The sequence below is a fragment of the Ruegeria sp. BHSC043 genome (genome assembly GCF_059612985.1).
Window position 1 is genome coordinate 56,492 of record NZ_JBXWRS010000006.1, and the last position, 13,763, is coordinate 70,254.

At 61.2% G+C, this 13,763-nt stretch carries 13 protein-coding genes; 10 read left to right on the forward strand and 3 right to left on the reverse strand.

Going from position 1 to position 13,763, the window contains the following annotated elements:
- The first annotated feature begins 54 nt into the window (after positions 1-54).
- On the forward strand, positions 55-726 hold the full coding sequence (locus AC2FMM_RS11300) for a PAS domain-containing protein (protein ID WP_496711081.1): 672 nt from the start codon (positions 55-57) through the stop codon (positions 724-726).
- Positions 727-792: 66 nt separating this feature from the next.
- On the opposite strand, the gene AC2FMM_RS11305 is transcribed toward AC2FMM_RS11300, so the two are convergent.
- Positions 793-2,163, reverse strand: coding sequence for a class II 3-deoxy-7-phosphoheptulonate synthase (locus AC2FMM_RS11305; RefSeq protein ID WP_496796598.1), 1,371 nt, complete (start codon positions 2,161-2,163; stop codon positions 793-795).
- 169 nt (positions 2,164-2,332) lie between these two features.
- Here AC2FMM_RS11305 and AC2FMM_RS11310 point away from each other — a divergent pair, with 169 nt between their 5' ends.
- On the forward strand, positions 2,333-3,337 hold the full coding sequence (locus tag AC2FMM_RS11310; RefSeq protein ID WP_496684074.1) for a GlxA family transcriptional regulator: 1,005 nt from the start codon (positions 2,333-2,335) through the stop codon (positions 3,335-3,337).
- Between the two features lie 449 nt (positions 3,338-3,786).
- Here the strand turns inward: AC2FMM_RS11310 and AC2FMM_RS11315 are convergent, their stop codons facing one another.
- Positions 3,787-4,884, reverse strand: coding sequence for a PQQ-dependent sugar dehydrogenase (locus tag AC2FMM_RS11315; protein WP_496796599.1), 1,098 nt, complete (start codon positions 4,882-4,884; stop codon positions 3,787-3,789).
- Between the two features lie 166 nt (positions 4,885-5,050).
- On the opposite strand from AC2FMM_RS11315, the gene AC2FMM_RS11320 reads away from it, so the two are divergent.
- The 7 genes from AC2FMM_RS11320 (at position 5,051) to AC2FMM_RS11350 (ending at position 11,160) form a co-directional block, all read left to right on the forward strand.
- Complete coding sequence (locus AC2FMM_RS11320) at positions 5,051-6,232, forward strand: ABC transporter substrate-binding protein (protein ID WP_496711078.1); 1,182 nt, start codon at positions 5,051-5,053, stop codon at positions 6,230-6,232.
- Positions 6,233-6,361: 129 nt separating this feature from the next.
- On the forward strand, positions 6,362-7,150 hold the full coding sequence (locus AC2FMM_RS11325; RefSeq protein ID WP_496689314.1) for an ABC transporter ATP-binding protein: 789 nt from the start codon (positions 6,362-6,364) through the stop codon (positions 7,148-7,150).
- Positions 7,147-7,977 (forward strand): ABC transporter ATP-binding protein, encoded by an 831-nt coding sequence (locus AC2FMM_RS11330; RefSeq protein WP_496684081.1) that lies wholly within the window; start codon positions 7,147-7,149, stop codon positions 7,975-7,977. Before AC2FMM_RS11325 ends, AC2FMM_RS11330 begins: the two co-directional genes overlap by 4 nt.
- Positions 7,978-7,979: 2 nt before the next feature.
- The gene (locus AC2FMM_RS11335; protein WP_496796600.1) at positions 7,980-8,420 is read left to right on the forward strand and encodes a hypothetical protein; all 441 of its coding nucleotides are present in this window, start codon (positions 7,980-7,982) and stop codon (positions 8,418-8,420) included.
- Between the two features lie 3 nt (positions 8,421-8,423).
- Positions 8,424-9,434, forward strand: coding sequence for a branched-chain amino acid ABC transporter permease (locus tag AC2FMM_RS11340; RefSeq protein ID WP_496796601.1), 1,011 nt, complete (start codon positions 8,424-8,426; stop codon positions 9,432-9,434).
- A complete protein-coding gene (locus AC2FMM_RS11345) occupies positions 9,431-10,744 on the forward strand; it encodes a branched-chain amino acid ABC transporter permease (RefSeq protein ID WP_496678351.1) in 1,314 nt (437 codons plus the stop codon). Before AC2FMM_RS11340 ends, AC2FMM_RS11345 begins: the two co-directional genes overlap by 4 nt.
- Positions 10,745-10,905: 161 nt before the next feature.
- Entirely contained in the window at positions 10,906-11,160 is a 255-nt protein-coding gene (locus AC2FMM_RS11350; protein ID WP_496742298.1) for a hypothetical protein, read from the forward strand.
- A 15-nt stretch (positions 11,161-11,175) separates the two neighbouring features.
- On the opposite strand, the gene AC2FMM_RS11355 is transcribed toward AC2FMM_RS11350, so the two are convergent.
- On the reverse strand, positions 11,176-12,723 hold the full coding sequence (locus AC2FMM_RS11355) for a helicase HerA-like domain-containing protein (protein ID WP_496796602.1): 1,548 nt from the start codon (positions 12,721-12,723) through the stop codon (positions 11,176-11,178).
- A 430-nt stretch (positions 12,724-13,153) separates the two neighbouring features.
- Between AC2FMM_RS11355 and AC2FMM_RS11360 the strand changes: the two genes are divergently transcribed.
- Positions 13,154-13,747 (forward strand): invasion associated locus B family protein, encoded by a 594-nt coding sequence (locus AC2FMM_RS11360; RefSeq protein WP_496678347.1) that lies wholly within the window; start codon positions 13,154-13,156, stop codon positions 13,745-13,747.
- The last annotated feature ends 16 nt before the right edge of the window (positions 13,748-13,763 follow it).

The window sequence follows — 13,763 nt, forward strand, 5'->3', positions numbered from 1 at the left end:
TGGCCGCAGCGCCGCAGCAGACCAAAGGACGGCCATTCGACACGAGGTGATGAAATGAAAACCTTCTTCGGGAACGGTTCCGGGCCGAAACTTGGAAAGATCATCGCAATGGACCGCTTTGGCAGTGGGCGCAGTCTGTCGCCGATCCGTCAGGCAGAATCTTACTGGACCGCGCTGCTGGGCGACGACGGGGTTCCCCGGCGGTCGCAGATCGATCCGCGCGGACTGGAAAACATTCTGGAATACACGTTCATCCTCGAACGCATCGCCCCCGGGCTGGCCCGGTTCCGGCTGGCCGGAAGCCATCTAAGCAAGATCGCCGGCATGGAAGTGCGCGGCATGCCGCTGACCGCGTTTTTAGAGCCCTCGTCGCGCGACCGGATCACCGAGGAGTTGGAGACGGTTTTTTCGGAACCCGCGATCGGAGAGTTCGCCTTGGTTTCGAAAGGCAAGCTGGGTCGGGTCCGGCTCGAGGCGCGGATGATCCTGCTGCCGCTGCGCAGCGACCTGGGCGATGTCAGCCGGATTCTTGGCGTTCTGGTCAGTGATGGCGCAATCGGCGCCACGCCCCGCCGTTTTACGATCGAAGCCAGCCACGTCCGGCCGCTGGTCGCGGTTCGGCGGCGGGCTGAAAAACCCCGGCTCGAGTCCGGGTTTGCCGAGGAACAGACCGAGTTCAAGGGCCCGTCTGGCCATCTGAAGCTTGTCTATTCCCGAGACGATTGATCCCTGCTGGGTCGAACGAAAAACGGCGGGCCGAGGCCCGCCGTTCCCGTTTCGGATCAACCGAGATCAGCCTGCTGCGCGATTCTTGCGTTCGCGGCGCAGGTTGGTCAGCTCTTCGGCCACCAAGAACGCCAGCTCGAGCGACTGCGACGCGTTCAGGCGCGGGTCGCAGGCGGTGTGGTAGCGGTCCGACAGGTCCTCTTCGCTGACGGCGCGGACGCCGCCGGTGCATTCGGTCACGTCCAAACCGGTCATCTCGAAATGCACGCCGCCGGGGATCGTGCCCTCGGCCTGATGCACGCCGAAGAAATCCCGCACCTCGCGCAGGACCGATTCGAACGGCCGGGTCTTGTATCCGGTGGCCGACTTGATCGTGTTTCCGTGCATCGGATCGCAGACCCAGGTCACCTTGGCACCCTCTTCCTTTACGGCTTTGATCAGGCGCGGCAGATGCTCGCCCGCCTTGCCCGCGCCGAAGCGCGCGATCAGGGTCAGACGGCCTTCTTCGTTGTCCGGGTTCAGCTTGGACATCAGAACCTTGAGGTCCTCGACCGTGGTGGTCGGGCCGCATTTCAGGCCGATCGGGTTCAGCACGCCCCGGCAGAATTCAACATGCGCGCCGTCGGGCTGACGGGTGCGGTCACCGATCCAGATCATGTGACCCGAGCCGGCCAGCCACTTGCCCGAGGTCGAGTCCAGTCGCGTCAGCGCTTCTTCGTACTCCAACAGCAGCCCTTCATGGCTGGTGTAGAATTCGACGGTCGAGAATTCATGGGTGGTGTCGGCGGTGATGCCGGCGGCTTCCATGAAGTCGATCGTGTCCTGAATGCGGTCGGCGATCTCGGAGTATTTCTGCACATCCTGTTCGTCGGTGAAGCCCAGCGTCCAGGAATGCACGCGGCTCATGTCGGCGAAGCCGCCGGTCGAGAATGCGCGCAGCAGGTTCAGCGTGGCCGCGGCCTGGGTATAGGCCTGCAACATCTTCTCAGGCTTGGGCTCACGCGCCTCGGGCGTGAAGGCCAGCTCGTTGATGATGTCGCCGCGATAGCTGGGCAGCTCGACCCCGTCGATGACTTCGGTCGGGGCGCTGCGGGGCTTGGCGAACTGGCCGGCCATGCGGCCGACCTTGATCACCGGAACTTTGGCGCCATAGGTCAGCACCATCGCCATCTGAAGCATCACCTTGAAGGTGTCGCGGATCGCGTCGGCGCTGAACTGGTCGAAACTTTCGGCGCAATCCCCACCCTGCAGCAAAAAGGCCTCGCCGCGACCGGCGGCACCCAAATGTTGCTTGAGGCGCCGCGCCTCGCCTGCAAAGACCAGCGGGGGATACTGCGAAAGCTTGGCCTCGACCTTGGCCAAGGCGGCCTTGTCGGTATAGTCTGGCATCTGAACCCGCGGCTTGCTGCGCCAGTTCGATTTTTGCCACTCGGTCATAGCTTTGATCTCCGCTGATGTATTTCAGGTGGTCTCTATACAAAATCAACGGACCAGAGACCATAACCGATTTGCGCCTCTTGACGTCGGAAACAAGCTTTGAGCATGGTGGCGGTCAAATTCGCCGCAGGCCCCGTGCCTCGGCCCGCCGAATCAAGGACAGTTCGCCATGCAAGAACAACGCCAAGTTGTCACCGTGGACACGGACGCGGCGAAGCCGCGCAATTTCGTTTTTGTTCTGTTGGACAAGTTTTCCTTGCTCTCATTCGCTTCGGCGCTGGACAGTCTGCGCATCGCGAACCGCATGGCGGACCGGCAGATCTATGCCTGGAGCCTCGCCGGCGAAGGCGGCGAGACGGTGCAATGCTCGGCCGGAACCACGTTCCAGCTGGATCGCGATCTGGACGAGTTGCAGCGCGATGACGTTATCATCGTCTGCGGCGGGGTCGATGTGCAGGCCGCCACGACCAAGAAGGTGTTGAACTGGCTGCGCCGCGAGGCCCGTAAGGGGCTGCGGATCGGCGGGCTGTGCACCGCAGCCTATACCCTGGCCAAGGCCGGGTTGCTGGACGGCAAACGCGCCACGATCCACTGGGAAAACGCCGACAGTTTCGCCGAGGAATTCGAAGACGTCGAACTGACCAAATCGGTGTTTGTGCTGGACGGCAACCGGATGACGACGGCGGGCGGTACCTCGTCGATCGATTTGATGCTGAAACTGATCGCCGATGACTTCGGCGAAGAACTGGCCAATGCGGTGGCCGACCAGATGATCTATTCCTCGATCCGCACCGATCAGGACACCCAGCGCTTGTCGACACCCACCCGGATCGGCGTGCGGCACCCCAAGCTGAGCCAGGTCATCTTGATGATGGAAAAGAACATCGAGGAGCCGATCTCGCCCTCGATCCTGGCCAAGGAGGTCGGCATGTCCACCCGCCAGCTCGAGCGGCTGTTCCGGCGGTATCTGAGCCGTTCACCCAAGCGCTATTACATGGAGTTGCGGCTGCACAAGGCGCGCAACCTGCTGATGCAGACCGACATGAGCGTGATCAACGTGGCGCTGGCCTGCGGTTTTGCCAGCCCCAGCCATTTCTCGAAATGCTACCGCGCACATTACAACACCACGCCCTATCGCGAGCGTGGGACGCAGAGCGGACGGCTGTCGGTCTGAGCGCCTAGAACTTGTCCAGAATGAGCTCGTCGGGCGTGTTGATACTGAACTGCAGAACCGTCACGCCGTCGTTGCGTTGATGCAGAAGGGCTTATTGGTAGAGATAGCTGTTCTTGCCGTTCCAATAGATCCGCATTTCCTGCGAAAAACCATTCTCGAGCTCTATCCGCTTGGCCACATCTGCATTCGTCAGGCAATACGGAACAAGGTCACGCAGCTGACCTTGCAGGGTTTACATCTGCTGCGGCGTGTATGCGTCAGCCCCCCAAATCGGCTGATAACGTTCGAGAATTCGCGGTTTTTTCATCTTGGTGTCGACGAAGGATTCATAATCGGCATAGGTCGCAAAAAAACCTTGTCGGCCGCGGCGGGAAGGGGCGACAGGCAAAAGACTTTGGCTTCGAGAAGGCGGACCATGTCAATCCGCTTTGAAGTGTATCGCTACACCCCTAGGATGATCTCGCTAGCCTGTAAACGGCACCCTGCCCGACCGAGATGAACCAGATCGCCCCGTCTGGGGCCTGCACGATGTCGCGGACCCGTTCGGTTTCGGGGCCTTTGATCTGCTCGACCTCGCGCAGCGGGTTTCCGGTCAGCCGGGCGATATAGTCGAATTTCAGCGAGCCCACGAAAATATCACCGCGCCATTCGGGAAACATGTCGCCCGAATAGACCAACAACCCCGAAGGCGCGATGGACGGATCCCAGTACAGGCGCGGCTGCTCCATGCCGGGTTTACTGGTGCCCTCGCCGATCTTATCCCCTGAATAATGCGTGCCGTAGGAAATCACCGGCCAGCCGTAATTGGCGCCGGGTTTGACAAGATTCACCTCGTCTCCACCCTTGGCGCCATGTTCGGAAACCCACAAGCGACCTCGCGCATCGATGTCGGCGCCTTGCGGGTTGCGATGGCCATACGACCAGATCTCGGGGCGGGCATTAGCCTGCCCGACGAAGGGGTTGTCAGCCGGGACCGTGCCATCCCGATTGACGCGCACCACCGTCCCCATATGGGTCGTCAGGTCCTGCGCGCTCGGCCGGTCTCCACGGTCGCCCAGTGTCACGAACAAGGTGCCGTCTGGCGATTCGACCACGCGCGATCCGAAATGCCGCCCGCCCGAGCCGCCGGGAACGGCCTCGAAGATCACGCGCAGGTTGGTCAGGCGGCGGCCGTCTTCGGACAGGCGTGCCACGGCAAGCGCGGTTCCGGCCCCGCCAGGTTGCGGTTTGGAAAAGGTCAGAAAGATCTCGCGACTGCTCGCGAAATCACGGGCCACGGTCACGTCCAGCAACCCGCCCTGCCCCCGCGCTGCAACCTTCGGCACGCCCCGCACGCGCTGTGCCTGACCATTGCGGGCCAACAGCAGGTCTCCGTCGCGTTCCGTCACCAGAAAGCTGCCGTCGGGCAGTAGCCCGATGGCCCAGGGCGTGTCCAACCCACCCAGCATCCGGGTTGCAGTCAACGGGCCGAACGATGTCCGCAAGCCGTCCGCCGCCGCGGCCACAGTCGATGCCATCAGCCAGAGAATCGCGAAAATCCGGATCATGATGAAGCCTCACATGCTGTCTGGGTGGGCGATGGCCCATACCAAGCCCATCAAATCAAATAGTGTTAACGCCACCAAAGGCACATCTTTGTTTGGACTTTTCTTTTTCCGACAGCTTGCCTAGGGTCGGGCCAGAACGACATCGTTCCAAACAGGGAGTAACCTTATGAAAAAGCTGCTTACTGCAACTGCAGCAACCGCATTGCTGGCCGGTGCCGCAATGGCCGACGACGTCAAGCTGGGCATTCTGCTGGGCTTCACCGGACCGATTGAATCGCTGGCCCCGGCCATGGGCGCGGGCGCCGAACTGGCAATCGCCGAAGTGTCCGAATCCGGCAAGCTGCTGGATGGATCCACCGTCACCCCGATGCGCGCCGATACCGGCTGTATCGACAATGGTCTGGCCACCTCGAACGGTGAACGCCTGATTGCGGATGGCGTGGCCGGCATCATCGGCGGCGACTGCTCGGGTGTGACCGGCGCCGTGTTGCAAAACGTCGCCATTCCGAACGGCATGGTCATGATCTCGCCCTCGGCCACCTCGCCGGGCCTGTCGACCATGGAGGACAACGGCCTGTTCTTCCGCACCGCCCCGTCGGATGCACGCGAAGGTCAGGTGATGGCCGACATCCTGAAAGAGCGCGGCATCAACTCGATTGCCCTGACCTATACCAACAACGACTATGGCAAGGGTCTGGCCGACGCGATCCAGTCGTCGTTCGAGGCGGTGGGTGGCGAAGTGACCATCGTCGCCGCGCATGAAGACGGCAAGGCCGACTACTCGGCTGAAGTGGGTGCGCTGGCCTCGGCCGGTGGCGACATCCTGGTGGTTGCCGGGTATCTCGACCAGGGTGGTCTTGGCATCATTCAGTCGGCGCTGGACAGCGGCGCGTTCGACACGTTTGGCCTGCCCGGTGGCATGATCGGTGACTCGCTGCCTGCCAATGTCGGCCCCGACCTGAACGGCTCGTTCGGTCAGATCGCCGGGTCCGGCGGTGAAGGCGCCGAGAAGTATTTCGCCATGGCCGAAGCCGCTGGTTTTGACGGCTCGTCGCCCTACTCGCCCGAAAGCTATGACGCCGCGGCGCTGTTCATGCTGGCAATGCAGGCCGCGGGCTCGACCAATCCGGCCGACTATGCCGGCAAGGTGATGGAGGTTGCCAATGCACCCGGCGAGAAGATCTATCCGGGTGAACTGGCCAAGGGGCTGGAACTGTTGGCCGCCGGTCAGGACATCGACTATGTCGGCGCTTCGGGCGTCGAGCTGATCGGACCGGGCGAAAGCGCCGGCTCGTATCGCGAGATCGAGGTTCAGGACGGCAAGAACGTGACCGTCAAGTTCCGTTGATCGTTCGGTTGACCACATGAGATCAGACAGCCCGGGCCTTGTGTCCGGGCTGTTTCAATGACAAAAAGCGCCACCCTTTCGGGAATGGGGCAACAGGAAGAGCCGCGAAAGCCGCGGACAGGGGAACACATGATCGTCGTCGAGGACGTGCACAAGCATTTCGGCGGTTTCCATGCGGTGGACGGGGCGTCGCTGGAAATCGAAAAAGGCTCGATTACCGGCCTGATCGGCCCGAACGGGGCTGGAAAAACAACTCTTTTCAACGTGATCGCGGGTGTTTTGCCACCGACCAGCGGCAAGGTCTGGATGGATGGCGAGGATATCACCGGTCTGCCCCCGCACGAACTGTTCCACAAAGGCCTGCTGCGCACCTTCCAGATCGCGCACGAGTTCTCTTCGATGACCTGCCGGGAAAACCTGATGATGGTGCCGGGCAACCAGTCGGGGGAATCGCTGTGGAACACCTGGTTCGGCCGCAAGCGGATCGCCGACGAAGAGCGCGCCCTGCGTGCCAAGGCGGACGAGGTGCTGGAATTCCTGACCATCGAACATCTGGCCGATCACAAGGCGGGTCAGGTCTCGGGCGGCCAGAAAAAGCTGCTGGAACTGGGCCGCACGATGATGGTGGACGCCAAGATCGTGTTCCTGGACGAAGTCGGCGCTGGCGTGAACCGCACCCTGCTGATGACCATCGCCGATACGATCCTGCGTCTGAACAAAGAGCGCGGTTATACCTTCGTGGTCATCGAGCATGACATGGATTTCATCGGCAAGATCTGCGATCCGGTGATCTGCATGGCCGAGGGCAAGGTTCTAGCGCAGGGTACGCTGGACGAGATCAAGGCCAACGAGCAAGTCATCGAGGCCTATCTGGGCACCGGCCTGAAGAACAAGGACAAGCTGGAGGCAGGGGCATGAGCGACAACCCCTACCAGGACGACAAGGGCAACAAAGACGCCTCGATCACCAATACCCGCGGCATGGGCACCATGACCCCGGCGCACCGCGTCAGCGGCAAGACTGAATATGTGGGCGGTGGCCCATTCTTGATCGGCGACAGCATGACCGGCGGCTATGGCAAGGGCCCGGACATCCTGCACGATTGCACCATCTCGGTGGACAAGGGCGAGATCGCCGTAATCGTCGGCCCCAACGGCGCCGGCAAATCCACCGCGATGAAGGCAGTGTTCGGGATGCTGGATGTGCGCTCGGGCTCTGTGCGTTTGGATGGCGAGGACATCACCAACCTCAGCCCGCAGGACCGGGTGGTCAAGGGCATGGGCTTCGTGCCGCAGACCTCGAACATCTTCACCTCGATGACGGTTCAGGAGAACCTCGAGATGGGGGCCTTCATCCGCACCGACGACTTCTCGGACACGATGGAGCAGGTTTTCGAGCTGTTCCCGATCCTGCGGGACAAGCGCAACCAACCCGCCGGTGAACTGTCGGGTGGGCAGCGGCAACAGGTGGCCGTGGGCCGGGCACTGATGACAAAGCCCAAGGTGCTGATGTTGGATGAACCCACCGCGGGCGTTTCGCCCATCGTGATGGACGAGTTGTTCGACCGCATCATCGAAGTTTCGCGCACCGGCCTGCCGATCCTGATGGTGGAACAGAACGCCCGCCAGGCACTCGAGATTGCCGACAAGGGCTATGTGCTGGTTCAGGGGCGTAACGCCTATACCGGAACCGGCAAAGAGCTGTTGGCCGATCCCGAAGTGCGAAAAAGCTTTTTGGGGGGGTAAGGATGAAATTCAGCGTAGTTTCAACAGCCACTTTCTTGTTGACCGCGGGTCACGCCACAGACGTGTTGGCTCGTATCAATAGAGAGGGGCAGATTCTAACGTGTCAGGCTCAAGTTATTTACCGCCATCAAGAGGCTTGCGAAGAATTCTCCGACCTAACAATTCGATTTGTAGGACACGGCCGAATTGGAGCGCCTGATCGCCATGTGTACATCATAAAGGAACATGAGTTGAAAGAAGTCAGTGAGTTTGGAGTAGCGGACACACTGCTATGGGACGACCAACAAGGCAAAAACTTGTTTTTCTTCAACTCTGAGCCTTTTTCTGACAACCCAACGGCCACTTTTGTTTGGGCAATCCACCGGATCGGGCCCGAAGGAAACGTTCGGGAGGACTATGCGGGAGGCGTCATTCAGGGAACCTGTCGCTGGAGAGGAGTGTAACGAATGGACTTCCTCAACGCCCTCGTGGCGCTTTCGAATTTCGTTCTGATTCCCGCGATCGCTTATGGCAGCCAGTTGGCGCTTGGGGCGCTGGGGGTCACCCTGATCTATGGCATCCTGCGGTTTTCCAACTTCGCCCATGGCGACACGATGGCCTTTGGCGCCATGATCGCCGTGCTGGTCACCTGGGGTTTCCAGGCCGCGGGCATCGGGTTCGGCCCCCTGCCGACTGCGCTGCTGGCCCTGCCCTTTGCCATTCTGGGCTGCATCGCGCTGGTACTGATCACCGACAGGCTGGTCTATCGCTTCTATCGCGATCAAAAGGCCAAACCCGTCATTCTGGTGATCGTATCCATGGGCGTCATGTTCATCATGAACGGCTTGGTGCGGTTCATCATCGGCCCCGATGACCAGCGGTTTTCCGATGGCGCGCGATTCCTTATCTCCGCGCGGGATTTCAAGGCTCTGACCGGATTGAACGAGGGGCTTGCTATCAAAACCTCGCAAGGCCTTACCGTAATCGTGGCCGTTGTGGCCGTGGCACTGCTGTTCTGGTTCCTGAACAAGACCCGCACGGGCAAGTCGATGCGCGCCTATTCCGACAACGAGGATCTGGCCCTGCTGTCCGGCATCAACCCCGAACGCGTGGTGATGATCACCTGGATCATCGTCGCCGCGCTGGCAACCACGGCGGGCGTGTTGTACGGGCTGGACAAAAGCTTCAAGCCGTTCGTCTATTTCCAACTGCTGCTGCCGATCTTTGCCTCGGCCATCGTCGGCGGGCTGGGAAATCCGATCGGCGCCATCGCCGGTGGATTCATCATCGCCTTTTCCGAGGTGACCATCACCTATGCCTGGAAAAAGGTCCTGACCTATCTTCTGCCCGAAAACCTTGAGCCGTCGGGTTTGGTGCAGCTCTTGTCAACTGATTACAAATTCGCGGTCAGCTTCGTCATTCTGCTGATCGTGCTGCTGTTCAAGCCCACGGGCCTGTTCAAGGGGAAAGCGGTATGAGCGAAACGGTCAAGAACACCCTGCTGTTTGCACTGGTCGGCGGGCTGATCCTGCTGACCGGCTTCATGCAAAGCTGGAATACGGCGATCCTGATCGTGAACATGGGCCTGATTTCTGCGATCATGGCGATTGGGGTGAACCTGCAATGGGGCTTTGCCGGCCTGTTCAACGTCGGCGTCATGGGCTTTGTCGCTTTGGGCGGGCTGGCGGTGGTTCTGGTCTCGACCCCGCCGACGCCAGGAGCCTGGTCCGCCGGCGGGTACGGGATCGTGCTTGCGCTTCTGCTGGGGGCGGCCACCGTGGTTGCGGCGGTCATGGCGGCCAGAAAACTGCCCAAGGGACGCACTCAAACGCTTGCGATCATTGCGATCCTCGTCGTCGGGTTCTTCGTGTATCGCGCCGTGTTCGACCCCAGCGTCGCAGCCGTCGAGGCGATCGACCCCGCAGTGGCCGGCAATATCGGCGGTTTGAACCTTCCGGTGCTTCTGGCCTGGCCCGCCGGTGGCCTTCTGGCCGCCGGAGCCGCATGGCTGATCGGCAAGACGGCCCTTGGGCTGCGGTCGGATTACCTGGCCATTGCCACGCTGGGCATCGCTGAAATCATCATTGCCATTATGAAGAACGAGGACTGGCTGGCGCGCGGCGTCAAGAACGTTTATGGCATCCCGCGCCCCACCCCGTTCGTGGGCTATGAGATCGACCTGCAAAGCGATCCGTCCTTTGTCGAACGTGCCGCGGGTCTAGGCCTGGACCCGGTCACCGCATCGACGCTGTGGGTCAAGACCGGCTATGCCTTCCTGTTCCTCGTCGTGCTGCTGGTCCTGCTGTGGATGGCTCAGATGGCGCTCAAAAGCCCGTGGGGCCGCATGATGCGGGCCATCCGCGACAACGAGGTGGCGGCCGAGGCCATGGGCAAGGATGTCACCCGCCGCCATCTGCAGATTTTCGTGCTGGGCTCGGCCATCTGCGGCATTGCCGGGGCGATGATGACCACGTTGGACGGGCAGTTGACCCCCAGCGCCTATCAGCCGCTGCGGTTCACGTTCCTCGTCTGGGTGATGGTGATCGTCGGTGGATCGGGCAACAATTTCGGCTCGGTCCTTGGGGCGTTTCTGATCTGGTTCCTGTGGGTGCAGGTCGAACCGATCGGTTTGTGGTTGATGGATCTGATCACCGCCGGTATGCCGGACGGCAGCGCGCTCAAGACGCATCTTCTGGACAGTGCGGCCCATATGCGCCTGTTCACGATGGGGCTGATCCTGCTTATTGTTCTCAGATTCAGTCCAAGGGGCCTGATCCCCGAGAAATAGGCGCCAGCGCCTGCAAATTGCACAACCCGCGCCGGCCTTCTGGCGCGGCTTGTTGATTCTGGGCCCGGAAATGAATAGGAAAATCAGGCGCGTCCGATCTTTCAGCCGTTGCCCGCACCACCAGCGGATACCAACCCAGACCTCTAAAGTATTGGAACACCATGACTTCTACGAACGTCAAATCAACCGTTCTGTTGGCCGGGCTGGCCGTTCTGGCCGGATGCATTCCATCGCCCCGCGACCTCGAAACAACCCCTGTCAAGGTTCAGACACCCAAGGGCGTCGTCACCTGTCAGCTGTATAGGCAGGACCGGGTCGACTGGGATCGTGCGATTGACTTTCCGGCAACCAAGATGACCGTCCCCGAGGCGGATGCTTATTGCCAGCAGGAAGGCCAGCGCCGTCTGGGGCGCTGACATCACCACCTAAATTCAACGGTTTCGGAACAGGCCGCCCAGAATGCCGCGCACGATGCGGCGGCCTGTGGTTCCCTTCAGCTCCTTGATAACGGCCTCACCCAAGGCACTGGCGAAACTGTCCTGTTTTCGATCCCTTCGCGCGGATGATCGCCCGACAAGGCTGCCGCTGTACCGCCGGGCCGAGGCATACTCGCGGTCGGCCGGGCTCTGAGGTTCCACCTCTTCTTCGTCTTCGGCGGCCTCGGCCTCCTTCGCGGCCTGCGCGGCGCGCGCTTTCAGGATCTCGAACGCTGATTTTCGATCCAGCAACGTGTCGTATTTTCCGGCCATGGGCGAGTCCGCCATGACCGCCTGGCGCTCGGCCGGGGTGATCGGCCCCAGCTGCGAGCCGGGCGGGCGGATCAGGGTCCGCTGCACCATGCCGGGCACGCCCTTCTTCTCGAGCATCGAGGTCAGCGCCTCGCCCACACCCACTTCGCGGATCGCGGTTTCCGTATCGAACTCCGGGTTCTCGCGATAGGTTTCCGCGGCCAGCCGCAGGTTCTTGCGATCGCGCGCGGTGAAGGCGCGCAGAGCATGCTGAACCCGGTTGCCCAACTGGCCCAGAATGTCCTCGGGGATGTCGGCGGGGTTCTGGGTGATGAAATACACCCCCACGCCCTTGGACCGGATCAGGCGCGCAACCTGCTCGACCTTGTCGATCAACACTTTGGGCGCGTCGTCGAACAGCAGATGCGCCTCGTCAAAGAAGAAGACCAGCTTGGGTTTCTCGGGGTCGCCGACCTCGGGCAGTTCTTCGAACAGTTCGCTCAGCAGCCACAGCAGAAAGGTCGCATACAGGCGTGGCGACCCCATCAGCTTGTCCGAGGCCAGGATGTTGACCATGCCCTGCCCGGTCGCATCGGTCCGCATCAAATCGGCCAGTTCCAGCGCCGGCTCGCCGAACAGGTTCGTGCCGCCCTGGTTCTCCAGCACCAACAACCGGCGCTGGATGGCGCCGATCGAGGCGGTAGACACGTTGCCGTACTGCAAAGACAGCTGCGCGCGGTTTTCCCCGATCCAGACCAGCAGAGCCTGCAGGTCTTTCAGGTCAAGCAGGGGCATCCCCTCTTCGTCGGCGACGCGAAAGGCGATGTTCAGGATGCCCTCCTGCGCCTCGCTCAGTTCCATCAGGCGCGACAGCAGAAGCGGCCCCATCTCGGAAACGGTGGTGCGCACCGGGTGGCCCTGTTCACCGAACAGGTTCCAGAAGGTCACTGGACAGCGGTCATAGGCGTAGTCCGAGAACCCAATCCGCGCCGCACGCTCCATGAAGGCCTGATGCAGCTTGTGATCGGGGCTTCCAGCCTTGGCCAGACCGGACAGGTCGCCCTTGACGTCGGACAGAAACACCGGCACCCCGGCCTTGGAAAAGCCTTCCGCCAGGATCTGAAGGGTCACGGTCTTGCCCGTCCCCGTCGCACCCGCGATCAAGCCGTGCCGGTTGGCATATTTCAGGCGCAGGCCTTGCGGCTGCGTATAGTCCTTGCCACCACCGCCGATGAAAATTTCGTCCGTCATACGTTTCCAAACCCCTGAAACCTACCGATCTGAGGCCACCATACTAACTTAACCTTTGACTGCCATAGTTGATTTGGCATCCCGGATGGGATGCAAACTTCCTCCCTGTCGACTGGCTGTGCCTTCGGGCACAGCCTTTTTTTGTCCGGTGGAGTTTTCTGTCTGATACCACATTAAAAATCTACGATAGCAGTTGACCGCTGCGGCTGCCTCTCGTAACGTTCCCGCATAACTAAGTCGGCCAGTCCGACGGGGAGATACATCGATCGAAGGGAGCCGGACGAACGGCTCCCTTTTCCTTTGATGACCATACCTGTACCAATCGGCGGAAATCCGTTTGGCGTGCGCCGCTGGGCGAGTTTTCCGCCTGACACCGCCCGTGTTGGATGCTAGACGAAGGCAAACGCTGTTTGAGCACCGTGAGGCAGACATGATCAAGAAACTTCTTCCACTGACCCTGTTGGCGGGTGTCGCCCTGACCGGTTCGGCGCTGGCACAGGAAGCATCGAGCGGGTCGGAAACCCCGGCCCCCACCGGCTCGGACCTGGATTTGGGCGAAACCGGTCCGCGGGTGGGCGAACAGTACATCAGGGAAAAGTCCGGCGATTGGGAGGTGTCCTGCATCAAGACGCAGGAAGGCAATGACCCCTGTGCCATGGTCCAGATCCTGAACGGCCCTCAGGGCGAACCGATTGCCGAGATCACCATCGGCAAGCTGCCCGAAGGCGGTGCCGCAGTCGCCTGGGCGAATGTCATCGTTCCTCTGGAAACCCTTCTGCAGGCGCAATTGGCGATTTCGGTCGATGGCGCGCCGCGCAAACTGTATAATTATCACCACTGCGTTCCGGTCGGCTGCGTGGCGCAGCTGGGGCTGACGCAAGGCGACATCGACGCGATGAAGGCCGGGTCGAAGGCCGTTTTGTCACTGGTTCCGGCCCGCGCGCCGGATCAGATCATCAACATGGACATGTCGCTGTCGGGTTTCACCTCGGGATTCGACGGCCTGCCGATCAACCAGAACTGATCCGGACACGCTTGGA